The organism is Pedobacter zeaxanthinifaciens (assembly GCF_003313335.1).
Classification (GTDB): Bacteria; Bacteroidota; Bacteroidia; order Sphingobacteriales; family Sphingobacteriaceae; genus Pedobacter; species Pedobacter zeaxanthinifaciens.
This window is the reverse complement of the sequence record NZ_QMHP01000006.1, coordinates 185,156-211,986: the sequence shown is the minus strand read 5'-3', so window position 1 is coordinate 211,986 and position 26,831 is coordinate 185,156. Positions and strand designations below refer to the sequence as shown.

Annotated in this window: 27 protein-coding genes; 12 read left to right on the top strand and 15 right to left on the bottom strand. The window is 38.7% G+C overall.

The features are described 5' to 3' along the window. On the bottom strand, positions 1–897 hold the full coding sequence (locus tag DUT68_RS11255) for a glycosyltransferase (RefSeq protein WP_113638299.1): 897 nt from the start codon (positions 895–897) through the stop codon (positions 1–3). A 68-nt stretch (positions 898–965) separates the two neighbouring features. Between DUT68_RS11255 and DUT68_RS11250 the strand changes: the two genes are divergently transcribed. The 3 genes from DUT68_RS11250 to DUT68_RS11240 are packed head-to-tail and all read left to right on the top strand — an operon-like array spanning position 966 to position 3,785. Then, entirely contained in the window at positions 966–1,871 is a 906-nt protein-coding gene (locus DUT68_RS11250; protein WP_113638298.1) for a glycosyl transferase family 90, read from the top strand. Further along, complete coding sequence (gene glf / locus DUT68_RS11245; protein ID WP_113638297.1) at positions 1,868–2,983, top strand: UDP-galactopyranose mutase; 1,116 nt, start codon at positions 1,868–1,870, stop codon at positions 2,981–2,983. Before DUT68_RS11250 ends, glf begins: the two co-directional genes overlap by 4 nt. Then, the gene (locus DUT68_RS11240) at positions 2,967–3,785 is read left to right on the top strand and encodes a DUF4422 domain-containing protein (RefSeq protein WP_157960846.1); all 819 of its coding nucleotides are present in this window, start codon (positions 2,967–2,969) and stop codon (positions 3,783–3,785) included. Before glf ends, DUT68_RS11240 begins: the two co-directional genes overlap by 17 nt. Here the strand turns inward: DUT68_RS11240 and DUT68_RS11235 are convergent. The 7 genes from DUT68_RS11235 to DUT68_RS11205 all read right to left on the bottom strand — a co-directional run bounded on the left by DUT68_RS11235 (position 3,782) and on the right by DUT68_RS11205 (position 12,175). Then, the gene (locus tag DUT68_RS11235; RefSeq protein WP_113638295.1) at positions 3,782–4,861 is read right to left on the bottom strand and encodes an acyltransferase family protein; all 1,080 of its coding nucleotides are present in this window, start codon (positions 4,859–4,861) and stop codon (positions 3,782–3,784) included. The genes DUT68_RS11240 and DUT68_RS11235 overlap by 4 nt on opposite strands. An 81-nt stretch (positions 4,862–4,942) precedes the next feature. After that, a complete protein-coding gene (gene infB / locus DUT68_RS11230; RefSeq protein WP_113638294.1) occupies positions 4,943–7,924 on the bottom strand; it encodes a translation initiation factor IF-2 in 2,982 nt (993 codons plus the stop codon). 69 nt (positions 7,925–7,993) lie between these two features. After that, positions 7,994–9,229 (bottom strand): transcription termination factor NusA, encoded by a 1,236-nt coding sequence (gene nusA / locus DUT68_RS11225; RefSeq protein WP_113638293.1) that lies wholly within the window; start codon positions 9,227–9,229, stop codon positions 7,994–7,996. A gap of 1 nt (position 9,230) precedes the next feature. Beyond that, positions 9,231–9,695, bottom strand: coding sequence for a ribosome assembly cofactor RimP (gene rimP, locus DUT68_RS11220; protein ID WP_113638292.1), 465 nt, complete (start codon positions 9,693–9,695; stop codon positions 9,231–9,233). 114 nt (positions 9,696–9,809) lie between these two features. Next, positions 9,810–10,484 carry a hypothetical protein gene (locus tag DUT68_RS11215; protein WP_113638291.1) on the bottom strand — a complete coding sequence of 225 codons (675 nt, stop codon included), beginning with the start codon at positions 10,482–10,484 and terminating at the stop codon, positions 9,810–9,812. A gap of 49 nt (positions 10,485–10,533) precedes the next feature. Further along, on the bottom strand, positions 10,534–11,787 hold the full coding sequence (locus DUT68_RS11210) for an MFS transporter (protein ID WP_113638290.1): 1,254 nt from the start codon (positions 11,785–11,787) through the stop codon (positions 10,534–10,536). Positions 11,788–11,815: 28 nt separating this feature from the next. Continuing rightward, on the bottom strand, positions 11,816–12,175 hold the full coding sequence (locus DUT68_RS11205; RefSeq protein ID WP_157960845.1) for a hypothetical protein: 360 nt from the start codon (positions 12,173–12,175) through the stop codon (positions 11,816–11,818). Positions 12,176–12,249: 74 nt separating this feature from the next. Between DUT68_RS11205 and DUT68_RS11200 the strand changes: the two genes are divergently transcribed. Then, positions 12,250–12,597, top strand: coding sequence for a phage holin family protein (locus DUT68_RS11200; protein ID WP_113638436.1), 348 nt, complete (start codon positions 12,250–12,252; stop codon positions 12,595–12,597). 293 nt (positions 12,598–12,890) lie between these two features. On the opposite strand, the gene DUT68_RS11195 is transcribed toward DUT68_RS11200, so the two are convergent. Beyond that, entirely contained in the window at positions 12,891–14,030 is a 1,140-nt protein-coding gene (locus DUT68_RS11195; RefSeq protein WP_113638288.1) for an acyl-CoA dehydrogenase, read from the bottom strand. Between the two features lie 263 nt (positions 14,031–14,293). On the opposite strand from DUT68_RS11195, the gene DUT68_RS11190 reads away from it, so the two are divergent. Further along, a complete protein-coding gene (locus DUT68_RS11190; RefSeq protein WP_113638287.1) occupies positions 14,294–15,169 on the top strand; it encodes an energy transducer TonB in 876 nt (291 codons plus the stop codon). Between the two features lie 70 nt (positions 15,170–15,239). Next, positions 15,240–15,551 carry a hypothetical protein gene (locus DUT68_RS11185; protein ID WP_113638286.1) on the top strand — a complete coding sequence of 104 codons (312 nt, stop codon included), beginning with the start codon at positions 15,240–15,242 and terminating at the stop codon, positions 15,549–15,551. A 54-nt stretch (positions 15,552–15,605) separates the two neighbouring features. Here the strand turns inward: DUT68_RS11185 and DUT68_RS11180 are convergent, their stop codons facing one another. The 5 genes from DUT68_RS11180 to DUT68_RS11160 form a co-directional block, all read right to left on the bottom strand. After that, positions 15,606–16,286: a metal-dependent hydrolase gene (locus tag DUT68_RS11180; RefSeq protein WP_113638285.1), complete on the bottom strand. Its 681-nt coding sequence runs from the start codon at positions 16,284–16,286 to the stop codon at positions 15,606–15,608. 38 nt (positions 16,287–16,324) lie between these two features. After that, positions 16,325–16,630: a YbaB/EbfC family nucleoid-associated protein gene (locus DUT68_RS11175; protein WP_113638284.1), complete on the bottom strand. Its 306-nt coding sequence runs from the start codon at positions 16,628–16,630 to the stop codon at positions 16,325–16,327. Positions 16,631–16,796: 166 nt separating this feature from the next. Further along, positions 16,797–17,612 carry an OmpA family protein gene (locus DUT68_RS11170; protein WP_113638283.1) on the bottom strand — a complete coding sequence of 272 codons (816 nt, stop codon included), beginning with the start codon at positions 17,610–17,612 and terminating at the stop codon, positions 16,797–16,799. Between the two features lie 88 nt (positions 17,613–17,700). Continuing rightward, positions 17,701–18,765, bottom strand: coding sequence for an NADPH dehydrogenase NamA (gene namA, locus DUT68_RS11165; protein WP_113638282.1), 1,065 nt, complete (start codon positions 18,763–18,765; stop codon positions 17,701–17,703). Between the two features lie 99 nt (positions 18,766–18,864). Then, positions 18,865–19,413, bottom strand: coding sequence for a DUF1543 domain-containing protein (locus DUT68_RS11160; protein WP_113638281.1), 549 nt, complete (start codon positions 19,411–19,413; stop codon positions 18,865–18,867). A 92-nt stretch (positions 19,414–19,505) separates the two neighbouring features. Between DUT68_RS11160 and DUT68_RS11155 the strand changes: the two genes are divergently transcribed. Beyond that, positions 19,506–20,180, top strand: coding sequence for a hypothetical protein (locus DUT68_RS11155; protein ID WP_113638280.1), 675 nt, complete (start codon positions 19,506–19,508; stop codon positions 20,178–20,180). Between the two features lie 44 nt (positions 20,181–20,224). On the opposite strand, the gene DUT68_RS11150 is transcribed toward DUT68_RS11155, so the two are convergent. Further along, a complete protein-coding gene (locus DUT68_RS11150; RefSeq protein ID WP_113638279.1) occupies positions 20,225–20,737 on the bottom strand; it encodes a thioredoxin family protein in 513 nt (170 codons plus the stop codon). A gap of 108 nt (positions 20,738–20,845) precedes the next feature. Here DUT68_RS11150 and DUT68_RS11145 point away from each other — a divergent pair, with 108 nt between their 5' ends. The 5 genes from DUT68_RS11145 to DUT68_RS11125 all read left to right on the top strand — a co-directional run bounded on the left by DUT68_RS11145 (position 20,846) and on the right by DUT68_RS11125 (position 26,791). After that, positions 20,846–21,502 (top strand): TatD family hydrolase, encoded by a 657-nt coding sequence (locus DUT68_RS11145; protein WP_113638278.1) that lies wholly within the window; start codon positions 20,846–20,848, stop codon positions 21,500–21,502. 60 nt (positions 21,503–21,562) lie between these two features. Continuing rightward, positions 21,563–22,369, top strand: coding sequence for a tRNA threonylcarbamoyladenosine dehydratase (locus tag DUT68_RS11140; RefSeq protein WP_113638277.1), 807 nt, complete (start codon positions 21,563–21,565; stop codon positions 22,367–22,369). 71 nt (positions 22,370–22,440) lie between these two features. Then, on the top strand, positions 22,441–22,908 hold the full coding sequence (locus DUT68_RS11135) for a 6-pyruvoyl trahydropterin synthase family protein (RefSeq protein ID WP_113638276.1): 468 nt from the start codon (positions 22,441–22,443) through the stop codon (positions 22,906–22,908). 115 nt (positions 22,909–23,023) lie between these two features. After that, positions 23,024–23,440, top strand: coding sequence for an endonuclease domain-containing protein (locus DUT68_RS11130; RefSeq protein ID WP_113638275.1), 417 nt, complete (start codon positions 23,024–23,026; stop codon positions 23,438–23,440). 102 nt (positions 23,441–23,542) lie between these two features. After that, a complete protein-coding gene (locus DUT68_RS11125; RefSeq protein ID WP_113638274.1) occupies positions 23,543–26,791 on the top strand; it encodes a UvrD-helicase domain-containing protein in 3,249 nt (1,082 codons plus the stop codon). The last annotated feature ends 40 nt before the right edge of the window (positions 26,792–26,831 follow it).

Here is a 26,831-nt window from a genome sequence, read left to right as displayed (position 1 = left end):
CTATTTAACCCGTTTGCCAAAGTAAATAAACTTTATAAGATAAAATTTCAGCTTTAAAAAGAGCGCCCTGTCAATACCGAATTTCGTTTTTTGTTGATTTAGGAAGTTAATGATTTCTGAACGCTTAAAATTTAACTCAACTAGTTTAGAAATAATTCTTTTGTATGCCCGCTTTTCTATTAGTTGCTTTTCTCCGTATGTTAAGCTTATGGTACATCTAGGTAGCTGCCCTTTCCACTTTTCGTGTAGCTTTAGCGTTTCAAAGAACCATGTTTTGTCATACCCTCCCTCAGAAAAATGAGCCATTAGTACTTCAAAAGAGACGATAATATCATAATTACTGCCAACATTTAAGCAAAAATCTAAGTCGTAACAGTGAAATCCCTTAAAAAGATCATCATCAAAAGGATTTCTTGACACCACGGTTTTTGTAGAACACATCCACATTCCGTCAACAGCCACAACCTTTTCAAACTTTACGTTATTTGGGTTGTAATATGCATGTATTTCTTTGGTTTCACTCCTTTTAAAATACTGAATGTAGTTGAAAAAATTAGTTGGCTTTTCAAAACTCTCTGAACCCCAGCCTGATGGTGCCAATGACTTATACGCACTACCTGCTACACCAACAACTCCTAGTTTTTCATTTTCAGTAAACAAATCAACAACTATTTTGCCCCAGTCCTTAGTTTTAAGCTCAATATCTTCATGCATGAAGCATACTAATTCGTATTTCGCTTCACTAGCTCCCTGATTATAAATTGCACAAAGACCACGTTCGCCATTTGAATTTTCGAAGACAATTAATTCGTATGCTACGCCAATAGTTTGAGAAATATTCAGCTTAATGTCCTGAAGTTGCTTCTCATTCACTGAGGCAATTACTATTGATATCATGTATTACAAAAATACAAATTAATCTAGTGGCTTTATTAATTGTGGTATCTTTACATTAAATTTATAGCATGGGGCTAAAGACCTTTATTTACAAGCAAGCAGACAAAATTCAAAACATTAGCAGGTTTTGGGATAAAAAATATGGCAAAAAATTACCTCATGTAGAGCTAAAGAAGGTTGGTCAATACTTCGCTGTAAATATTATCCATAAAAGCCAGTCGCGTGGATATAGTACTGCTAAGATGATCATTGACTGCATTCCTCACCTCAATACTGAAAAAGACTTCAATTTTCGTTTCTTTATCAATGATCAACCTTTTAAAACATACGAAAATACCGATTTCTATTATTGCACTGACGATTGCAATAAAATAGCCTATTTGATTCCTGATTATTCTTTTGATCATTGGAAGGAAGCCGGCATAGCCAATTTTAATTCAACTATAGAGGATATCAAAGCGGCAAGCAAAAAACCTTGGGAAGTTAATAAGATCTTTTGGATTGGCAACACCGAAACCAATCCAATGAGAAAGGAACTGCTAAGCATTGCACAAAAAAACACTAACATACTAGAGGTAATTGACACATTTGTAGATAACTATTTTGTGCACAAACAACAGGTTGCCTATATTTCGCTACCAGAACACACCAAATACAAATATTTAATTGATATTGAAGGCATCGGATTTTCCTGCAGATTAAAATTTCTTTTGTTTACAAAGAGGCTTCTATTTTTACAAGATCGCCAGTGGAAAGAATTTTTTTGGTTTGATTTACATCCCTATGTACACTTCATTCCAGTAAAAAACGACCTTTCAAATTTAATTCTTCAATATGAAATGATTGAAAGTAATCCAAAACTGTATGAAGATATTGTAGAGAATGCTTATCAATACGCATGCGCAAACTTAACATATGATAGTGCAATTAGCACCATGATTAAAACAATACAAAATAGGATAGATACCTTATGATGCAAAATCACAAATACGATTATTTAATTGTAGGTTCGGGGCTTTTTGGAGCCACTTTTGCACACGAAATGACAAAGGCAGGTAAAACCTGTTTTGTAATTGATAAAAGGGACCATTTAGGCGGAAATATTTATTGTAAAGAAATAGAGGGCATCAATGTGCACTGGTATGGAGCACATATATTTCATACCAATGATAAATACTTGTGGGATTATGTAAATCAGTTTGCAGAATTTAATAGGTATACCAATTCGCCTATAGCAAACTACAAAGGCGAGTTGTATAACTTACCTTTTAATATGAACACCTTTTACAAACTTTGGGGCACTAAAACACCAAAAGAAGCGAAAGAAAAAATAGCTAAACAGGTAGAACATCTAAACATAGAAAATCCTAAAAATCTGGAAGAACAAGCATTAAAGCTAGTTGGCACAGATATTTATGAAAAGTTAATTAAGTATTATACGGAAAAACAATGGGGCAAAAAGGCAACTGACCTACCAGCTTTTATTATCAAAAGATTGCCTGTTAGATTCACTTACGATAATAATTATTTTAATGACAAATACCAGGGAATCCCAATTGGCGGATATAATAAAATCATCAATGGTTTACTGGACGGTATTGAGGTTAAGTTGAATACTGATTTCTTTGAAAATAGAAGTTATTATCAAAATATCGCTCGGAAGATCGTTTTTACTGGAAAAATAGATCGTTATTTTGATAACTGCTTTGGCGAACTCGATTATAGAAGCCTGACTTACGAAGTTGAGGTACATGATACAGAAAATTATCAAGGTAATGCGGTAATGAACTTTACTGATGCTGAAACTCCATACACAAGGATATATGAACACAAACATTTCGAGTTTGGAACACAGCAAAAAACCGTCATTACACGAGAGTACCCTGTGAAAAACACTAAAAATGCCGAGCCTTATTATCCAGTTAATGACGAACGAAACAATAGTATTTTAAAAAAATACCAAAATTTGGCAGCAGAGGAAGAGAATACGATTTTTGGAGGTCGACTCGCTGAATACAAATATTATGATATGCATCAAGTTATTGCATCCGCACTCACAAAAGCTAAATATGAACTACGAAAATAGCATTTCTATATTTTCAATTTTCCATAAGCCATACGAGGTTCCAAAAAGTAACCTGATAATTCCTTTACAAGTTGGAAAGCATTTATCGAAAATTGAAATGTCAATGGCCTCCGACAATACAGGCGACCATATTGCAGAAAAAAACGGAACACATAGCGAGTTAACCGCTTTGTATTGGATCTGGAAGCACCTAGATAATTTCGACTGTGGGTTTATTGGGTTATGCCATTATCGACGATACTTCACTCTTCCCAGAACATATGTACATAAAAAATTTCTACGCTCTGAACTTAAGATAGATCCTCGTCCTATCTATTCGGAACGCTTTAGTGAATCCGCATTAAACCAAGCCACCGGAGCCGAATTTAAGGCCCACTTGATAGCGTTATTAAAGAATTCAGACATTATACTCCCATGCAGCCTACCTACCATGTTAACTGATAAAATAGCTGGCTCAATTAAAGAACAGTACATTTACCATCATATTAAGGAAGATTGGTACTTAATGCGTGACGCCGTGTTAAAGTTGCATCCAAACTTAACCGAGCAATTCGATTCATATTTTGATCAGACCAATCAGATGTATTGTTTCAACATGTTCATCTCAAATAAACAAATTTTCTCAGACTATTGCTCATGGCTGTTCCCTATCATTTCTGAACTAGAGAAAACCGTTAAAGTTAGCGAATATCCATACCAGCGTAGAATATTTGGATTTTTCTCTGAGCGCTTACTAAATTTATACGTTAAAATTAAAAATCTAAAAATAGCTGAACTGCCTGTTGTATTTTTTGAGAGCTAATTACCAATCAACCACTTCCATTTTGTGTTCTGTAAGGCTTTAGTTACCAATAAACTTATCAAATAAACGATAAGGAACCGCAACAGCGAATAGCCTATATTTTGATAAACAGAAAGCTCCTGAGCTATCCAAGGCCTGCCTTTAAATATTTCTGGAAGCAAGCGAATTATTAAAATTTGGTGTATTAAATAAATACCAAAGGTTGACTTCCGCGGAGTTAAATATTTATCTATTATTTTGATATTCCCGAATTTCAACAACAGCATAAACATTGTTAAGGAATAGGCAATATTGGAGATTCTCAAAGTGTTATACTCATCATGCGAACCTCTTTCCATTAATATCCAGATTTCTACACAAGCCAAAACAAAGGTGAACATGTTCATAGCTAGCATTTTCCGCCAACTTATTTTATTAATCCAAGTTAAAACCGGCTCGTAATACCTATTAAAATAAACGCCCAACCATAAGTAAAACACAAATCCAAATAACGCAATGGAATGGCGGGTAACAAACCATTCGAAATATAAATTAGCACTGTATATAAGTGAAATAAACAACAATACTAATCCGAACCAAATTTTGTAAAGATATTTTTTGAATAGAAGCAGCAAGGTAATACAGATTAGAAAGTTGAGTATAAACCAAAAACTACTTTCAAATAAAATGTATCTAAACTGCTCTATAAAATATGCGAAAGGGTGATCTAAGAACGTTTCCGTCCCTCCTTTGTGATATACAATCCACTTTTGTACGACATTGGCAATAACCAATACCATTATCCAAAATAGCCAAGGTTTAACGGTACTAGAAAACCTGCGCTTAATATATTGGGATGCTGTGTACTCGGTAAATTTATGGTTAATTAAAAAGCCGCCTATCAAGAAAAAAACTATGGTTGCAAACTTGAAAAACTGCATCGAAGCAATCTGCAACGCAGTATCTCCTGAATTACTGTACTTAACTCCCCAAAGGCTAGCGCTATGCTCCCAAACAATACCCATCATCGAAATACACCTAATGGTGTTTACAAAATCAAAGTTCTTTTTCTCCCTATTTAAAATCGCTTCTTCCATGTATAATTAATATCGCCACAAAAAAAGCGTTCCGATTTGAATTCGAAACGCCTTTAACAATATTTAACTGTATAAATTATATTACAATTTACGTTTAACTTCCACTTGTTCGTAAGCTTCAACGATATCACCTACTTCAATGTTATTAAAGTTTTGGATATTTAAACCACATTCGTAACCTTTAGAAACCTCTTTTACATCATCTTTGAAACGTTTCAACGAAGCTAATTCACCAGTGTAAATTACAACACCATCACGTACGATACGGATTTTGCTATTTCTAGAGATTTTACCATCCAACACCATACATCCGGCAATAGTTCCCACTTTAGAGATTTTGAATGTTTCTCTGATTTCAACGTTAGCCACAATCTTCTCTTCAAATTCTGGAGCCAACATGCCTTCCATCGCAGTTTTAATTTCGTTGATCGCATCGTAGATGATAGAGTACAAACGAATATCAATCTGCTCTTGCTCTGCTAATTTACGAGCCCCTGTTGAAGGACGAACTTGGAACCCTACAATGATCGCATCGGAAGCGGAAGCTAACAATACATCACTTTCTGAAATTTGACCTACTGCCTTGCTAATTACGTTAATCTGAATTTCAGGAGTAGATAACTTCAGTAATGAATCCGCTAATGCCTCGATAGAACCATCCACGTCACCTTTGATGATCAAGTTCAGTTCCTTAAAGTTTCCAATCGCTAAACGACGACCAATTTCTGCCAAGGTAATGTGTTTCTGCGTACGCAAACCTTGCTCACGCATCAACTGTAAACGCTTGTTAGCAATATCTCTAGCCTCGGTTTCGCTTTCAAGTGCATTAAACCTATCGCCCGCTGTTGGTGCACCCGACATACCCAATACCTGAACAGGTACAGATGGTCCGGCTTCATTTACTTTTGCACCACGTTCGTTAAATAACGCTTTCACCCTACCACTATAACTACCCGCTAAAATTGGATCACCCACACGTAAGGTACCGCCTTGTACCAATACCGTAGTTACAATACCACGACCTTTATCTAAGGTTGCTTCAATTACTGTACCGGTAGCACGTTTTTTAGGATTAGCTTTAAGTTCTAATAATTCTGCCTCTAACAATACTTTATCTAAAAGCAAATCTACGTTTAAACCGCTTTTACCTGATATTTCTTGTGATTGGTATTTACCACCCCAGTCTTCAACCAAGATATTCATTACCGATAATTGCTCACGGATTTTATCTGAGTTTGCTCCAGGTTTATCAATTTTAGTGAATGCAAACACTAAAGGTACGCCAGCCGCTTGAGCGTGGTTAATTGCCTCTTTAGTTTGTGGCATCACCGCATCATCCGCAGCTACCACAATAATTGCAATATCTGCTACTTTCGCACCACGGGCACGCATCGCTGTAAAGGCTTCGTGACCTGGCGTATCTAAGAAAGTGATTTCTTTTCCTGTACTTGTAGTTACTTTATAAGCACCAATGTGCTGCGTAATACCACCTGCCTCACCAGCTACCACATTTGCCTTACGGATATAATCTAGTAATGATGTTTTACCGTGGTCAACGTGACCCATGATGGTAACAACAGGTACACGAGGAATTAAATCTTCTTCAGCATCTACTTCTTCAATATTTACGTCCTCTTCTTCGTCTGGTTTTACAAATTGTACTTCGTAACCAAACTCATCAGCCACGATGGTTAAAGTTTCCGCGTCTAAACGTTGGTTAATTGATACGAACATGCCTAAACTCATACACGTTCCAATAACTTTAGTTACTGGTACATCCATCATGTTAGCCAATTCGTTGGCGGTAACAAACTCTGTCACCTTCAACACTTTCGATGCCAATTCTTCCTCTAATGCTGCTTCTTCCGCTGAAAGGGCAACATCATCACGTTTTTGACGACGCAATTTAGCACGCTGAGCAAATTTACCCGACTTACCTGCTCCGCTTAAACGGGCAAGTGTTGCCTTAATTTGATCTTGTATTTCTTTTTCTGAGGGTTCTTCTTTTGAAGTGTTACCCGCAGCATTGTTTCTATTACCTTGGTATCCAGGGCGATTGTTATTTCTATTGCCTTGGTAACCACCACCTTGTCCACCTGGGCGATTTCCCTGACCGCCTTGGAATGGAGGCCTTTGACCGCCACCTTGTTGGTTATTGCCTTGTTGGCCACCCTGACCTTGATTAGGGCCTGAACCAGGTGCTCCCGGAGTTTTCTTGCGTTTACGTTTACGCTTAGCAGCTTCGCTATCGCTAGATGAAGCCACCGGTTGATTTCTCCTATCAGGTGTAGTTGGCAATTCAATTTTACCAATGATGTTTGGACCAGACAACCTTACAGAACGAGCTTTGATTACCTCATCTCGAGCAGGCTCCTGCGGCTTGGCAGGTTCTTGCTTTGGCTGTTGTACTGGAGCTGCAGCAGCTGGTTTTTCTTCCTTCACTACTTCAGGTGCTTTCACAGGTTCTGGCGCCTTAACAACTGGTTGTTCAACTGGCTTTGGTGCCTCTACAGGTTTTTCAGCAACTGGTTTTTCAACAGGAGGTGCCGGAGTTTCCTCTTTTTTAGGCGCTCTGTTTTTGGGGTTTAAATCATTAAGGTTGATTTTACCAACCACCTTAACACCAGGAAGTGAAGATTCATCTACATTTTGTGCAGGCTTAGTTTCTGCCTCTGGCTTAGCCTCAACTGGTTTTGGAGCCTCTACAGGCTTTTCAGCAGCTGGTTTTTCAGCAGGAGGAGTAAACTGGTGAAGGTTTTTAATTAAAACGCCTTCACTTTCAAAGTCCTGACTCTTTTTAGCAGGTTCAGGAGCTTTTTCTATTGTTACTTCAGGTTCATCACGACGAATTTTGCCAATAACTATTTGGTTAGCCTCCTCTTTAACAATTTTATCTCCCTGAAACTCTCTCAGCAAGACATTATACATCTCACCAGAAAGTTTTGTATTAGGCTTATTATCCACAGCATAGCCTTTCTTACCAAGAAACTCTACCGCGGTAGCAATTCCTATGTTAAGCTCCTTTGCTGCTTTTAATAACATTATGGTTTTGTCGTCTGACATTGATTATCCTGTTTTTTTCTAATTAATACAAAAGTAACGTTTATTCTTATTAATTCAAGTATCCGATGTTTATTCGAATTCTGATTGTAGAATAGCAACTACTTCTTTAATGGTTTCTTCTTCTAAATCGGTACGTTTAACCAGCTCATCTATTGATAAAGCCAATACACTTTTAGCGGTATCCAAACCAATAGCTTTCAATTCATCTATAATCCAGCTATCAATTTCGTCTGAGAATTCTTCCAAATCCACATCCTCATCTTCTTCATCAGCCTCACGGTAAACATCAATTTCGTAACCAGTTAGTTTACCAGCTAATTTAATGTTATGTCCACCACGACCAATAGCTAATGATACTTGATCAGGTTTTAAGTATACCGAAGCATGTTTAGTTTCATCATCTAATTTAATAGAAGTGATTTTTGCCGGACTTAAAGCACGTTGTATATATAACGAAATATTGTTCGTAAAGTTGATTACATCTATATTTTCATTTTTCAACTCTCTCACGATACCATGGATACGAGAACCTTTCATACCCACACATGCTCCTACCGGGTCAATTCTGTCATCATAAGATTCTACAGCCACTTTAGCACGCTCACCTGGTTCACGTACAATTTTCTTAATGGTGATTAAGCCATCAAAAATCTCAGGAACCTCTAGTTCAAATAAACGCTGTAAAAACTCCGGAGCTACCCTCGAAATGATGATTTTAGGTGTAGCATTTACCATATCTACTTTAGAAATTACCGCTTTAACAGCATCTCCTTTTTTGAAATAGTCGGCTGGAATTTGCTCCGTTTTAGGCATCAACAACTCATTACCTTCATCATCCAATACCAAAGTTTCTTTTTTCCAAACTTGATATACCTCTCCGGTAACAATTTCGCCTACCCTATCTTTATACTTTTTGAAGATTTCGTCTTTCTCCAATTCCAATACTTTAGAAACCAAAGTTTGGCGAGCTGCTAAAATTGCTCTACGACCAAAGCTTTCTAAGGTAATTTGCTCGATATAATCGTCGCCAACTTCCAAATCTGGATCATATTGGTGTACTTCAGCAAGCTCAATTTCCAGATCATCATCTTCCGAGAAACCATCTTCCATTACCTTTCTGGTTCTCCAAATCTCCAAATCTCCATTATCTGGGTTCACAATTACGTCGCAGTTTTCATCTGTTCCGTATTTTTTACGCAACATACTGCGAAACACCTCTTCCAATACACTAATTACCGTAGGGCGGTCGATGTTCTTGAAGTCTTTAAACTCCTGAAAAGAATCGATTAAATTAATATTGTTCATTTTATTTAAATGAAATTAAAACCTTTGTTTCTATAATATCGTTTAGCGCAATTTGGCTAGTTACCAATTGCAATTTTTTTCCTTTTTCTTTTACTTGCTCTTCAATGGTGATGGCATCGTCAGTAACCGCTATTAGCTTGCCTTCTTTTTTATCACCACTTTGCAACTTCACCGCCAATTCTCTACCCACATTTTTAACATATTGCCTATTTAGCTTTAGCGGCTCACCAACACCCGGCGAAGAAACCTCTAAATTATACGCTGTTTCAATTGCATTCTCTTCCTCCAAGTGAAATCCCACATGCCTACTGATGGCTACGCAATCTTGTATGCTAATCCCCTGATCACCATCTACATGAATGATCAATTTATTGTTAGGCAGCATTTTTACATCAACCAAAAACAGATCGGGCCTATCTGCAATTTTCTCAGCCACTAAATCGCTAACTCGCTTTTCTACTTGCATGGTATAAAATTTTGCTAAATAAAAAGAGGGGACACGCGTCCCCTCTCTTCTTGTTTTGCTCTGCAAAGATACAAAAATATTTTAATTTAAAAAATCAAGCTGAGCATTAGTGTTTTAGAAATTAAACCTCGCTCCGAACGAAAAATCTATCCTACTTAGGCTTTCCTTACTTTTTTCGTCAAGCTCAATTTTCTGAGTCGTGTTAGCATAGGTTACCGTGTAGCTTTTTAATACGCCTCCCACAACAGACGCCTGTACACCTAGTGCAAAACGCTTGTTTACATGGTAATCGTAACCAGCGTCCAAGGCAGAGCCAAATGTACCGCCCTTTATCTTAAAGGACGTTCCGTTTAAGGCGCCATCATTCAAATAACCCAAATAACCTAAGGCTAGCGTAAAAACAAGCCCGTGCTTATTATTGGGGCTTACATAGCGGGTAGCTGCACTTGGGCCAATGAAGGTATGTGTGATGTGATCGGCCATACTTACGGTGCTCCCTAAATTACTATCATAATAAGTGCCGCTATTGGACGACTTAAATTGATTGAATTTCATTCCGAAACCCCATTCCTTTGAAATGAAATAACTGGCATCAATTCCATAATTAGCCCCCGACTTTAAAGCAGACACATAATTTTTGCTTTGAGCCGGAACACTGTTTGATGTTTTTGCTAGCAACTGACTAAATCCTGCATTTACCGCAATTCTGAAGTTTTGATTTTTGGCACCTTGTTGCGCATTACAATAAATAGATGCCAACAGTAAGAGTAGAAAAGTTAATTTTCTCATTGTTAAAATTTAGATGGTTTTGTAATTAAATTGATCGCTTTTTATTAATCTACGTAGATGTTATTGCTGGTTGGCCGCTCTCTTTAGATAAAACTAGCTTACTTACCCTTAACATCAGGAAGATGCTGATGATGGTAATTCCTACAATTACGTATGCAACAACATCGTAATGCTGTAATGGCTGCCCTTTACCGGGCTGGGACACAATTAAGCCAGATACCGCTGCGGCAACGCCTCCAGCAATTTGTTGAAGTGAGGAATTGATACTCATGAACGCCCCACGATCTTGCGGCTCTGGAATTGCGCTGGTTAATGCTTGCGATGGTATCATTCTGCTCATGATGCCCATCATCATTAAAATATTAAGTATAACGACAATAAAAAATGGAGTTACCGATAGGTTGGTATAAATTACGCACATCAGCATCATCCAAACAGAGGCTGAAGCAAATATTTTAAACTTGCTCACCTTATCGCTCAGTTTCCCAATCATGGGCAATATCAATAGTGAACTCAGTCCCGAAATCATGAAAAGTAGTGGAAGTTGACTTTCGGTGATACCGAGGTTATTAATGGCGAATGCACTGCCAAAAGGCATCATCATAAATCCACCGATAGATAACAGAGCTGTAGAGGTAAAGCCAATACGGTGTTTTTTTAACTTTACGGTGTGCCACAAATGAGCTACCGCAGTTTTTTCTCTTTGTATGAGCAAATGCTGATTGATGGGCTTTAATTTGGCCATAATTAATACCGCTATAACCAAAGCAATAGCTACAACCAACCAAAATGGTGCTTCCCAACCCCAAATATTGGCTAAATACAACCCAATGGGCACGCCCAAAACCTGACTAGCGCCAAAGCCCATTTGTATAAAGCCCATTACCCGGCCGCGTTGTTGCAGACCAAATAAATCGGTGATGATGGCCATTGATATGGAGCTGATTACACCACCGAAGAGTCCGGTAACGATACGGGCAATCACCAGTTGGGTATAAGTGTGTGCCAAGCCGCAACAAGCGGTACCCAAAATAAACCCCAGGTAAAAAAATAGCAACAACTTCTTTCTGTCAAATTTATCTGCAAAACCAGCTGTAAGCAACCCAGAGGTACCGGCGCTAAAAGCGTATGCTGAAACGGTTATCCCAAAATCGGAAGGCGTTAAGCTCAGTGATTTCATCAGCATATCACCTAATGGCGACATCACCATAAAATCTAAAATTACGGTAAACTGCGTTATTGCGAGCAAGAAAATCACAAGCTTTTGATAGCCTGAAAAACTAGCTGTAGGTTCGGAATTCATTGTTTGGTTAAAATTATTAGGCTTCAAACTATCTCTTCAGTATTTTTTCTTGCGGCTTCACTGCATGCCCCACATCAGACTTTAAGATGTCTACCTTAGTAGCAAAGCTAGCATTTAAAACTGTACTGACGGCATAAGTGTGTCCTTTCCTGAAAGCCTGCTCGGGCAAAAAATAAACCGCCTTTTTATCAACCATTAGCTTTCCTTGCACAATGCGATCTGTACCTGTGTCATCGGCAAGCTCCGCCACGCTTACCAAGCTACGGCTCAAACTATCGTTATCTAATTTGTTTTTAAGTTGATAAAGATTAGCTTCCTCAACACCGCTAATCACTATTTTGGTGCTATCGGATGAAAAATTAATTTGCAGAGCTGAATCACTTTTCAAAAAACAAGCGCTGAAAAAGAAACAACAACAAAGTAAAAATGTTATTTTGTTAAACATTTAACTAAGTTACAATGATTAAGATAATTTTAGAAGTTTTGTTGATGGGCTTAGCAGTGATGCTAGGTGCTTTCTTAGTTCCGGGCGTTAGCGTTGACGGTTATGGTAGCGCACTGTTGGCAGCAATTTTAATTGCGGTAGTTAACTCTACCATTGGCTTGGTGTTGAGGATATTTACTTTTCCACTCAACTTTTTAACCTTGGGACTGGTTTCGTTCATCATTTCAGTATTGATGATTTTATTGGTAGATAGCTGGATGAGCGGGTTTAACACCTCAGGCTTTTTATCTGCAGCGGTATTAGCTATCGTGGTAACGGTTATTAAGGTAATACTTGATGCCGCTTTTGGTGTAGAGAAGTCGTAATGAAGCTTTTGGGATATAAGATAGGCTTTGGTGGCGGCAATTTTTTGAAACATCTTGGACACCTGAGTTCGATTAGACTAACTGTATATGGGTGTAAGTTGCTAAAATCAGACTAGTTGCATTTCGTAGTGGCAATTTTTTGAACCACCTTAGACACCTGAGTTCGATTAGACTAACTGTATATGGGTGTAAGATGCTAAAATCAGACTAGTTGTATTTCGTAGCGGCTTTTTTTGAAACACCTTAGACACCTGAGTTTTTTAATTATTCTAAGGTGTCTAAGGTGGTAATAGCTATCCCAAAATACTTCTGCTAATCACTAGTTTTTGTATTTCTGAGGTTCCCTCGTAAATCTGGGTAATTTTGGCATCACGCATTAATCGTTCTACGTGATATTCTTTAACGAAACCGTAGCCACCATGTATTTGCACCGCTTCAACGGTTACATCCATTGCTACTTTACTTGCGAAAAGTTTGGCCATTGATCCTTCTAACGTGTAAGGTAGTCCTTGATCTTTTAACCAAGCCGCTTTATGCACCAACAATCTGGCAGCCTCAATTTGAGTAGCCATATCAGCTAGTTTAAATGCAATAGCTTGATGATCTGCAATTGGTTTTCCGAAAGCTTTGCGTTCTTGTGCATAGGCTAATGCCAACTCGTAAGCTCCCGAAGCTATTCCCAGCGCCTGCGCTGCAATACCAATACGCCCGCCTTCTAAAGTTTTCATGGCGAATTTAAATCCAAAGCCGTCTTCGCCAATGCGATTTTCTTTAGGCACTTTCACATCGTTAAACATTAACGAGTGTGTATCAGACCCTCTAATACCTAACTTATTTTCTTTTGGACCTATAGTAAAACCAGGCGTTCCCTTCTCTACAATAAATACGTTAATTCCTTTGTGCTTAAGTTCCTTATGTGTTTGGGCAATTACCAAGTAAGTGCTTGCAGTGCCACCGTTTGTAATCCAGTTTTTAGTACCATTTAGCAGGTAGTAATCACCTTTATCTTCGGCGGTTGTATGTTGCGAGGTAGCATCTGAGCCTGCTTCAGGTTCTGATAAACAAAAGGCTCCGATTTTTTCGCCGGCGGCCAGCGGTTTCAAATATTTTTCTTTCTGTTCTTCGGTTCCATACTGCTCCAAACCGTAACATACCAAAGAGTTGTTTACAGAAACCACTACCGAAGCCGAGGCATCAATTTTGGAAAGTTCTTCCATTACCAACACGTAAGATACCGTGTCCATGCCGCCACCATTGTATTTTGGATCAACCATCATTCCCAGGAAGCCTAGCTCACCAAGTTTTTTTACTTGCTCAGCCGGGAATTTTTGGTGTTCGTCTCTTTCTATTACACCTGGTTTTAATTCGGTTTGGGCAAAATCTCGGGCGGCTTGCCTAATCATTTGCTGTTCTTCGCTTAATTCGAAATGCATAATTCAGGGTTATTTTTGGTTGCACCAAAGATAATACTTTAAAAACAATACTATGCAAACATAACAAATTTGTGTTAAATAGAATGGAGAGGTTATGGCCGAAAATCCTAATGAAATGAGCAACAACACAGCTATCCATCATTAGTTGATTTAAAAAGGCCTGATAATCTTCTTTGCTTTATGGAAAATCAAATACTTTTAACTCTAAATAATGTATAATTACATTTAAAAATTAACGCTATAAAATCAGCTCTATTAAAATCATGAAAAAACTCGCCTTTATATTTTTAATTGCCCTTACTAAAATTGCATTTTGCCAAAACTCAAAACAAGACACCACTTTGGTTTACAACAGCCCAATGTATACCAAAGACCCCGTACGGTCAAAATGGACGCCAGTTGTTAAAAAAGTTGGCGAGCTTTATCAGGTTACTTTTTACGATAAAAAAAATGTAGCACAGGAGCTGATCAACTTTGAAGACAAAGACCTGAAAGTAAGAAAAGGGGAATACGCCCGCTATATTGGCGGAAAAACTCAGAGCAAGGGAATGTACGATAAAGGCCATAAAAATGGAGAGTGGCTTACTTATGTTAAGGACGGGAGTCTTAAAAAGTCTGAAAACTTTTATTATGGAAAATTGGACGGCAGTTTTGCAGAGTACTGGGATGGGCAACAAATAAAAGAACAAGGCAGCTATGAAAATGGCCGTAAAATAGGCTTGTGGAAACTGTTTTATGAGGATGGCAAATTAGCAGGAGAGGAAAACTACGATGTTTATGGCAAAAAAGAAAAATCTAGCTATTTTCATAAAAATGGCGAGCCTGCTAAATACGAGGACTTGTTTACTTTACCGAGCTATGAAGGGGGATTAACTGAGTTCTACAACTTTTTGGGCACTAAAATACAATATCCACGCACCTCGGCAAGAGAGCGGATAGAAGGTACGGTTAAGTTAAGTTTCACCGTTAAAAAGGACGGCACCGTAGAAGATGTTAGTGTAATTTCGGCACCAAATGAAGAACTTGGCGAAGAAGCGATGAGGGTGCTTTCCATGTCGAGAAATTGGATTCCAGGAAAAATGTTTGGAGAGGTTGTTAACATTAAATACAATATCCCTATTAAGTTCAAATTACGTTAAAGCTTTTATCAAGGCGATATAATAATTGGGTTAAAACGTCGTTTTTAGTCCAAACAAATATCAAATACCAATGAAAAAACTTTTCAACCTATTTGCTATAGCCTTATTGGGCTTAAGCACAACCTTTGCTCAAACCACTCCTAGTGTAACCTCGGTAAAACAAGCGCCTAAAAAAGTTGCGGCTGCCGCTAAAACGGAGGCTAAAAAAGTTGAAGCGAAAGCACAAACTACCGCAGCCAAACTAAAAGCAGACGGTACGCCAGACATGCGTTACAAGGAAAACAAGGACGTTAAAACTGTTGTAGCAGGACCAACGAAAAAAGATGGCACCGCAGATATGCGATACAAAGCCAACAAGGCAGTGGCCAAAAAGAAAAACTAATTTTTCAGCAAATACATACGAAGGTTTTCATCTTCGTATGTATGCTACATCTCATTACGCTAATTCAATTGTTTCGCCAATTTCAGGTAAAAGCAATTGTTTTTGTGCTCTCTTAAAAATCTCGGTAGCCGTATATTTATCAATGGCAATTACCGGGAACGAATCGTAATGTACACCAATTACTTTATGGCAGTTTACATAATCGGCAGCAATGGTTGCGTCTTCAGCATCCATGGTATAATTGCCACCGATAGGCATAATGGCATATTCCAATTGATAAAGCTCCGCTAATAGTTTCATATCTAGCGTTAAGCCGGTATCTCCTGCGAAATAAATTTGTTTGCCATCTATATCCAACACATAGCCCGCAGGATTACCTCCATAAGAGCCATCTGGAAGGCTACTTGAGTGGGTTGCCGTTACCATTCTTACCGAGCCGAAATCAAATTTGAACTTACCAATGTTCATTTCGTGGATATTGGTTACCCCTTGATTTTGCAACCAAGCAGCAATTTCGGGCATGCAAATTACCTTAGCGCCTGTTCTTTTTGCAATCTCTACCAAATCAGCTACATGGTCGCCGTGGCCATGACTTACCAAAATATAATCGGCTTCAATTTTTTCTATGTCAACGTCTTTAGCTAAGGGGTTTCCTTTAATAAAAGGATCAAATAAAAGTTTCACCGTAGCTGTTTCTAGCAAGAAACATGATTGTCCAAAATATGTGTATTTCATCTTCAAGATTTAAATTAACTTATAACTTGATACTTTACTTATCCACCAAACAAACCACCGAAACCACCAAGCATATCCTTAGCTGCCGATTGCATCTCTGTTGCACTTACTTGGTCGGCTTGTGCCAAAGCTTTATTTACGGCTGCCTGTAATAGCTCTTCCAACTCCTCCTTGTCGGCCTGCTCATAAAACTCATCTGCTATTTCAATGTTTGTGATTGCCTTGTTAGCTGTTGCGGTTACCTTAATTGCACCACCTTCTACTTCGCCAAAAACGGAAACACTATCCAATCTTTTTTTGATTTCTTCGGCTTTGCCTTGCGCAGCCATTAATTTATCGAACATGTAATTATAATTTTAGGATCAAAAGTAAAAATTAAAAACGCCTTTTATACAACTCCAGCATTGCACAAAATAACTTGAAGTGCAGCAAAAGGTTTTAATAGGCAAAAAATTTAACAGAAAGATTACAAGGTTATGCCACGACGGAGAGCCGTTTATTTAAGATTGCTTACTTATTGATGCCGGTAATTTGAAGCTCCACACGCCTATCTGCTTTTTCACCTTTGCCTAATGGAAAATTGGCCATCATTCCTTTGTAGCTAAGCCGTTTAGGATCCACACCTTTGTAAATCAGGTAATCGTAAATGATTTTTGCCCTAGCTTGAGAGAGGTTGTATTCGCCCGTTTCGAAATCTTTTACATCCCTACCGGGAGGATTACAGCAGATATGCCCTAATATGGCAATGTTATATTGTTTTTTTTCCTTGATAATTTTAGTGATTCTTTCCAGCACGGGGATTGATTCTTGTAAAAGAACAGATCGGCTGTTTTCAAAAAGGATATTTTCCAATACAATTTTATCCCCAACCTTAAGCGTGTCAGACAGGATGTTGTCATTGGAATGAAGTGTTTTGGCCACATAGCCAATTACTAAATCCACCCTTCTATTGTAAGCTCGCTGCTCTATTACATTTTGCGGATTTGCCAAGTTGACCTTCCCATTGCCCGTTAAAAGTTTCACTTTATCAGTGTTAATGGCTAATTCTTCCAGCAACGCCTTAATGTAATTGGCTCGCTTTACCGAAAGCGTATCGTTATAGCCTTTTCTACCTCTATCATCACAATAACCCAATATAGAAATAGAAGTAATTTCTTTGGTATCAAGTTCGCTTACAAACTGCTTAAAGGCCTCTTTTTGTCGTTCGTCCAATACACTTAGGTCTGTTTCAAAAAAGAAACTAGTAATCTTTTGCGTTTGCGCAAAAACGGTTCTGGAAGAGAGAACGAAACAGAAGAGGATTAATATCAAACCCTTATTTAGCATAGATGTACATCATTTGGCCACATAAAGATAAAAAAACTTAGTTCTTTACAAAAAAAGCGGCCGAATTAACGTACAACTATGTTGGATATTAGGGCTTCGCTCTCAAATAAGGCGATGGCCAATGCGCTTCGTCGCCAAGCTCAGCAGCTGCCGATAATGGAAAGTATGGATTTCTCAGCAGCTCTCTGGCCATAAAAATCAAATCCGCTTCGCCGCGTTGCAATATATCCTCGGCTTGTTGAGCATCAGTTATTAAACCTACAGCGCCCGTTAAAATACCAGCCTGTTTTTTAATATCAGCGGCAAATTCAACTTGATAATTTGGGCCCACGGGAATTTCCTGCTCTCTGGCTAAACCGCCTGTGGAGGTGTCAATCAAATCTACGTTAAGGTTTTTCAAAACTTGCGCTAAACGAACGGATGATGCCGCATCCCAGCCACCTTGTACCCAATCGGTAGCGGAAATACGTACAAAAAGTGCTTTATCAGAAGGCCATACTTCTTGAACTGCGCTGATAATTTCCAGAAGCAGCCTGATTCTATTTTCAAACGAGCCACCATACTCATCAGTACGCTGGTTGCTTAGCGGCGACAAAAACTGATGAACAAGGTAACCATGTGCAGCGTGGATTTCTATCACATCAAACCCTGCAGCAAGTGACCTCTTTGCGGCTGCTTTAAAATCGGCTTTCACCTTCTCAATACCTGCTTTGTCTAAAGCGAAAGGCATTTTATCTTTCGGATTAAATTGAATTGCCGACGGCGCTACAGGTTGCCAGCCACCATTTTCATCGCTTAGTTGCGCAGGAGTTTCCCAAGGGATATCGAAGCTAGCTTTACGACCAGCATGTGCCAGTTGAATACCGATAAGGGCATCGTTTTGGTGTACAAAATCCACTATTTCTTGCAGTTTGGGCAAATGTTCATCTTTCCAAATCCCTAAATCAGCGATGGAAATTCTACCTTCTGGCGATACCGCTGCAGCTTCTGTAATGATTAGCCCGGCTCCTCCAACAGCTCTGCTACCTAGATGTACCAAATGCCATTGATTAGCAAAACCATCTACTGCCGAGTACTGGCACATTGGAGAAACTACTATTCTATTTTTTAACCTTAGATTTTTTATTTGGATGGGAGTATATAGTAACGACATTGTTTGAATATTTTTAATACAAATTAACAGCTATGAATAAATTTTGTGCTGATACAGGAGCAAACATGACCGTAAACCGACTAATGGCAAACGTAACGACTAGAGTTTAGCTATTGGCATGTAGCCCAGCACAATCTCGTCATTGGGTAAATTGGCTTGCGGTGTAAACTGTAAACGGTATTGTAATTTCATTTCGGCAGGCAAAACATCTTCAATGTCAAAAACATCATCTACATCTACACCGTATTTATCATCAATATGCGGACTAAAAAACTGCTGATAAAACTCGCTGTCTTTTGCCTTTTTTATGGCTTCGGCTTTGCTTTCTGCCACTATTAACATTTTGTGGTGCAATTCATCAAAAACCTCCTTTTGGTATCCGCCCAAGTTCATAAAAAACAAACGTTTGGAGGAAGCACCCATTTGATCATCAGTTGCAGCGATAACTTCTACTTTGTAACCCTCTACCGAAACAACTTCTCTGTATGCATCTAGGTGAATTTTACCTTCAGCCTCAGGCCAAAAATCGGTAATAGAGGGAACCAAATCCTTTACTTTATCGGCAATGCCAAAGAAAATATCATGTTGCTCAGTATGCCTTCCTTTGGGTTTACAGCCCAGTAAAATCATGTACAATTTATTACTCATCTTGATTTTTATTGTTTTAATTTATCATGTAAAACGCTCTACATAAGTGCAAACAAAAATAACCAATTCCATGTTCTACGAATAAAAATCTTATGCCTATCAATTCAATGCCTCCAGATGGTGGAATGCACTACACGGAGACCAATATGGAACACCTATTTCCTGAGCCTTTTAATGCGGTTACTGCTGTTTTATTTTTGTTTATCGCCATTTTTTGGACCGTAAAAATTAAGGGAAATTTCAAACAACATCCATTTTTAAGCTATTGTATTACTTTGCTTTATATTGGCGGCATAGGTGGTACCATTTACCACTCGTTTAGGCAGTGGCCCGTTTTTATTATGATGGACTGGTTGCCAATTATGCTGCTTTGTGTCTCAGCTGGAATGTACTTTTTGGCTAAACGCACCAAGTGGTATTATGCCTTGCTGATGATTTTAGGCTATTTTTTACTGCAGCTGAGCTTAAGAAGCTATTTTACTGGCAGTAACGAGCACCTATTTATCAACGTAAATTATGCGTTGCTAGCTTTAATTGTTTTACTTCCGGTGTTAAGTTATTTGATTTACACCAATTGGAAGGCTGCAAAATGGGTAGGCTTCGCTTTGCTGGCATTTATTTTTGCCCTTACTTTTAGGGTGGTAGATAAATGGGCTTGGTTAAGCATTGGCACACATTTTTTATGGCATAGTTTCGGCGCTATTGCTACCTACTGCATGTTCAATTACATTTACCTTACGCAAAGGCTAGGAAGCACAAACAATTAATTTTCTTTAGGTAAGCGACAATTAAAACTAACTATCCGATATAGCTAATTCGCATTAACTGCGTTATAGGTCCAATTTTTAAGAAAGTCTGTAATCAATTTCACGCTGTGGCCCTTTCCCTGTTCTAAGTAGGCTGAGTTTTGGATATGAATTACCTCACCATTACCATCTAAAATTAAAAACACTGGAAAGCCAAAACGACCTGGATTTTTCAACTTTTTCAATACTGCTTCATTTTTATTCTCAGGGCTATAGTTCACCAAAACCACTTCGAAATTGTTAGTTAGGTACTGCTTAAGTTCAGGGGTATCATTTACTAGTTGATGAAACCTTAAACACCAAACACACCAGTTGCCGCCAACCTGCACAAATACGTGTTTATTTTGCTTTTTTGCTTTTGCTACAGCGGCGTCGATATCAGCTTGTGCATTTGCCGACGGGTTATAAATTTTCACCGCCTGTGGCGCTTCGGTGCTGGTGGCTGTTTTATCTTGTGCTTTACTGTTTGATAAACCAAAGCTTACGAAGGTTAAAAAAATCAAGAGTTTCTTTATCATCTTTATAAGTTACTAAAAATTACTGCGGCAAATATAGCCACACAAAAATTGTCTACTGTTTTTATAGAGTAAATTTTTTGAGCTGCTGCTTTTGTTATATTTGCATGAATGAGTTTGTTTTTAAATCTACATACCCACCAAACCAAACAGGCGCCGGGAGTTGTTGCTATTCAAAGCATTTCTTTGAGCGAAAGCACTTTTTTAGCCATGCCTAAAACAAAGCCAATTTCTATCGGGATTCATCCGTGGTATGGCAAGCTTGCTGAACTTTCTACTTATATGAAATACCTTACTGTGCTTGCCAAGCAGGATAACGTGAAGCTAATTGGCGAATGCGGTTTAGATAAACTGCAGGGCGAGCCTATGGCCAGCCAAATACAATTGTTAGAAGCACAGATGAATTTGGCAGAACAATTAAAAAAGCCACTGATTTTGCATTGTGTTAAAGCTTTTGATGAACTGATTGCGTTAAAAAAGAAGATGAACCCTAGCGTTCCGCTGATTATCCATGGCTTCGCTAAAAAGAAAGAACTTGCGGTACAACTGATCAATCAAGGTTTTTACTTGTCATTTGGTGCGGCGGTTTTAACATCCGAAGCAGTAGCTGCTACATTGCAACAACTAGATGCTCCGTTTTTTCTGGAAACTGATGATGCGCAGGTTGATATTGAAGCCATTTACACCAAAGTGGCTGAATTAAAGAAAATAACAGTAGATGAATTGAAAGATGTTATTTTTGCCAACTGGAAAAACATTGGTTTATAGTGATTCTGTTGGTTGTTTAAGCCTCCAAATCCACTTTTGAATTTTAATTTTACTTTTAAGATGTCTGATTTAGCTTGGTTATCGCGTTCGGCGCTATTGGTGGGAAACGAGGGAATTGATTTATTGCAGCAAAAGCATGTTTTAGTTGTTGGCTTAGGTGGCGTGGGCTCTTTTGCGGCCGAGTTTATTTGTCGTAGCGGCGTGGGCGAAATGACTATTGTAGACGGTGATGTTGTTGACCCGAGTAATAGGAACCGACAATTGCCGGCACTGGCTACCAACCACGGCGTTAGCAAAGCACAAATTATGCAGGAACGTTTATTGGCCATCAATCCGGAATTAAAATTGCACGTGGTACAAGATTTTTTAACCCCTCAAAAATGCAGGGAAATTTTGGCAACCAAGTTTGATTATGTGATGGATTGTATCGACAGTATTACGCCAAAGGTAACCTTGCTTTCCACTGCTTTACAATTTAACCTTCCTATTGTAAGCTCAATGGGAGCTGGTGGAAAATTAGATCCAACTAAATTACGTACCACCTACCTCACTGATACCTACCAATGTGTTTTTGCACAATACGTGCGCAAGCGCTTGAAAAAATTAGGTAACGCAAGTACCATAAAGGCCGTGTTTTCTATCGAAGAAGTGATGAAAGAATCGTTAATTATGACTGACGGATCGAACTTTAAAAGATCAGCTTACGGAACAATTTCTTACTTGCCCGCTGCCTTTGGTGGTGTTTGTGCATCGGTAGCAATTAGGGATTTATTGGGCTACAAAATAGCTATCGAAAAACGCCCAGAGCGCATCAGCAAAAAAGCGATAATCAAATCAAAAAAGAAGGATCAACCGAAGGACAAATAGTTTGCGCTAAATAACTTTTCTAACTGACGGAAATCATTTTCAACCGCTTTGGCATAGGCTAACTTAGTCCAATGCAAAATCAGTTTATCAGGGTTACCAAAGAGTTTAAGTTTGATATGGCCCATGCGCTTTTTAATTACGATGGGCCCTGTAAAAATATCCACGGACATACTTACCGCCTACAGGTTACAGTGGGAGGATACGCTAATCAGGATCCTCAAAACACCAAATGTGGTATGTTGATAGATTTTGGCAGCCTCAACAAAATCATAACTGAAAACGTCATTAACAAATTTGACCATGCTTTAGTGCTTAACGAAGCTGTGCCGGCCTCCTTAAGAGCAGGCTGTTATGCCATTTCTGAAAAAGTGCATTTCGTTTCATTTCAGCCTACTTGCGAAAATTTATTGATGCAAATAAGATTCACACTGCAACGTGTTTTTGATGAGATTGGCTTTATTTTACAGGCAGTACGCTTATACGAAACACCAAATTCCTGGGCAGAGTGGCGCAAGGAAGATCAGCAGAAAGCATTCTAAGTATTTATGGGATTTGCTGTTCTGCTACTTGCAATTCCCCTCTCGTAGAGGGGTGCCCAACGGGCGGGGTGTTTAAAAGATTTAGAAAATAGTTAGCTTTAACTAAAGCTATCTTATGAAATCAATTACAATAAACGGTATCCCAATAAGTCAATCCTACAAATCTGCACTGCCCTACAATCCAAAATTAAAAGAAAGAGCCAAAAACCTTCGTTATTCGTCAAACCTTCCAGAAGTCCTATTTTGGACGCGAGTATCTAAAGGTAAATTTTATGGTTTGGATTTCGACAGACAACGAATAATTGGAAATTACATAGTTGATTTTTATGTACGACAACTCAGCCTGGTTATAGAAATAGATGGTGCCAGTCATGATTTCGATGGAGATTACGATGAGCGAAGAGAAACATATCTAATATCTTTAGGATTAAAAGTTTATCGAATTAGAGTTGTAGATGTGCTTAAAAATATGGATTTTGTGTCGATTGGATTAGAACATTTTATTGTCGAAAATTATGGCGTGAACTTATAGACACCCCGGTCTTCGACCACCCCTCTACGAGAGGGGAATTGACGGTCCAACACATTTTTTTCTGAACGGAGAAAAAGACGGCGTCTTTACATGAAACTTAAAATGGCGATAAAACCTCTTAAAATATTACAAGCATCGGCGGGATCAGGCAAAACCTTTAATTTGGCAGCGCATTATTTGAGCTTGCTTTTCAGCGGCGAAAACAAGTACCGAGAAATATTGGCGGTAACATTTACCAACAAGGCTACCGAGGAAATGAAAACCCGAATACTTGAGGTTTTAAAAGGCTTTGCCACTGGCGATTCATCCAAAAAAATTGACGACTACCGGAAAATTGTGCTGGCTGCACATCCTGATTTAAATACAGAAGACCTAAAGCTGAAAGCCGATAAGGTTTACCGGAAAATACTACACGACTACAGCAGGTTCGCGGTTAGCACCATCGACGGTTTTGTACAAAAGGTAATTCGTGGCTTTGCGTTTGAGCTTGGCCTAAACGCCGATTATACCTTGGAGATGAATTACGACAAGGTGAAAGATGAACTGGTGCAAAAACTGGACGATAGCTTAAACCATAACCAGCAACTGCTGCAATGGATTATAGATTTAGCCTTAGAACGCATTGGCGAAAACAAAAGTTGGAACTACAAAACCGAGCTTAGCAACTTAATTAATGAGGTTTTCAAAGACAGCTATGAGATTTTTGAGACCGCAATAAATGCATTGGGTTTAGCAAGTTTAGATGAGCTTTTCAAAAACTACATCGGTGTTACTAAAGCCCAAATCAACTATTTTCAGGATAGATTGAAGGAGCTAGGCGCCGCAGCTTGGCAAACTTTCGAGAACCACCAAATTACCGCAGATCAGCTAAAAGGAAAATCCAGAAACGGACTGTTAAAAATACAGCATCTTTCACAAGGTGATTTCTCCAAATTGGATGCCGTTTTTAAACTGATAGACGAGCCGGCAGAATGGTTCCAAAAAGGTGTTGAACTATCTTCGTTTTACGATGAACTAAACGCGAAGCTGAAAGAAATCAAAGCTTTTCATGCGCAAAATTTAGCCAACTACAGCCTATCTGTAGCTTTTAATAAAAACCTGTATTACTTGCGTTTAATGCAAGAAGTTGCCGTGCTGCTGAGCGATTACCGGAATGAAAACGACAACCTGCTCATCAGCGATGCACAGAAGTTAATCACCGGAATTACAGACGATGCTGGCGATAATCCGTCGTTTATTTGGGAGAAAGTAGGCAACAAGTACCGCAATTTTCTATTTGATGAGTTTCAGGACACTTCCGTTAATCAATGGAAAAGTTTCCGCTCCATTTTGTCCAATGCAATGGCATCGCCAAGTCAAAAACATATTGATAATTTAATTGTAGGCGACACCAAACAATCCATTTATCGTTGGCGCAATGGCGATTGGAATATTCTTCATAAGCAGGCAAAGCAGGAAATTGGCGCTCATTTCGTAATTGATGATAACCTAGAAGAAAATTACCGTAGTACCGAGAATATCATCAATTTTAACAACTACCTGTATCAATCCTTGCCGCTATTGGTGCAAAATCAGCTAAACACCAATGTTACTGAAAAATCAGATGAGCTGCTGGAGTGGTGGGATGAAAATGGTTACAGCGACATTGTAACTTCGGTTTACGGCAATGCCAAACAAAAGCTATCACCATTTACCAAGCCGGGCGGCACTATAAAAGTAAAGCGTTTTGGCAAAGCCGATGCTAATGAGGATATCGATAGATTTACGGAAACGGTATATAGAGAAATTGCCCTTCAAGATGTTATTGAGGAAATCAAACGCTTAAAAGCTGAAAGTTCCTATCAAGCAAAAGATATCGCCATTTTGGTTCGATCCAATTTCGAAGCAATGCTTTGCGTTACCAGGTTAATGGAGCAAAACATTCCCGTTTTATCAGGCGAAGCGCTGATGATAGCCAACAATACTGCGGTGCAATTGATCATCAACACCTTGAAGGTTTTAGTTGGGATAGATACGCAAACAGCGCTTTATAAAGCCAATTGCATTGCGCTTTTCCATCGCCTACATCAAAAAGAAATTCAGCCCAATGCCTATTTAAGTTTAACAGGAAAATCATTGGGCAGCCTTAACAGCTTATTGCCTAAATCGCTTTGCGAAAATTGGCAAAACTGGATGCAGCTCCCTTTAATTGAGCTTGTTGAAAATTTAATTGAAGCTTACGGCATTGCCGATAAAAAGCAACATATTCCCTACTTATTAGCGTTCAGAGATTTGATTGCTAATGCTACGCGTTTAGGCGAAAAAGGCATCGTTAATTTCCTTTCCTGGTGGGATGAGGACGGCGTAAAAAAATCACTCCCATCGCCAGATGAGGCCGATGCGGTGCAGGTAATTACCATTCACAAATCAAAAGGATTAGCGTTTAGGGCTGTTTTTGTGCCTTTCTGTAATTGGGAATTAAAAACAAAAGCCAATTCAATTTTTTGGGTATCAGCCGCTGATACGGTGTATAAAGAGCTAGGTGGTATCCCATTAAAATTTGCGGAAGAACTCAGCAATTCCACTGTTGCTAAGGCATACTACAAGGAAGTTTTGGATAGCAATTTGGATGCCTTAAACATGCTTTATGTGGCTACCACTAGGGCAAAGGATTACCTTTATCTATCGGTGATGGAAAAGAAAGATGCCGCTGTAATTACCTCTGTAGGGGATGCGTTAGCCCAAGTAGTTACTACATTAAATGCTTCCGAAGAGGATGGTTTTAGTACAAGTAATAGGTATGAGCTGGTTGATGATGTAGTAGAAGAAACCAAGCCATCGGAAAACAACCGATTTGAATTGGATGCCTACCCGACTACCAATCGTTTATCGGCGCTGTATGTGGCCCCACAAGAACGCCACCTGCAACATGCGCTTAACATTGAGCAATCGGGGCGCTTAGGCTCCATTAAACATGAGGTTTTAGCGAATGCCACCACTCAAGCTGAAGTGGAAGATTGTTTGTTTGAAATGCTGACCAACGGCAGTATTGCCGAAAGTGAACTTGATGAAATAAAGCAGAGTGTGATGGAGGTGCTCAATCATCCGGAATTGAAAGCTTTGCTAGCGGAATCTACCGATAATATCATTGAAAAAAACATTGTAGATGCCAGCGGCAAATTGCACCGACCGGATAGAATTGTGATGCATCGTAATGGTATGGCTATTATTGATTATAAGTTCACACTTGAACAAACCGACCAACACATCGAGCAAATTTTGAACTATAAAAGCTTGTTAACGCAAATGGGCTTTTCTAAAGTAGAATGTTATTTGTTTTATGCAGTAACGCAGGAGTTGAAAGAAATTTAATATACATTTTCGTTATTCCGATGATAAAAGAAAGATAGAT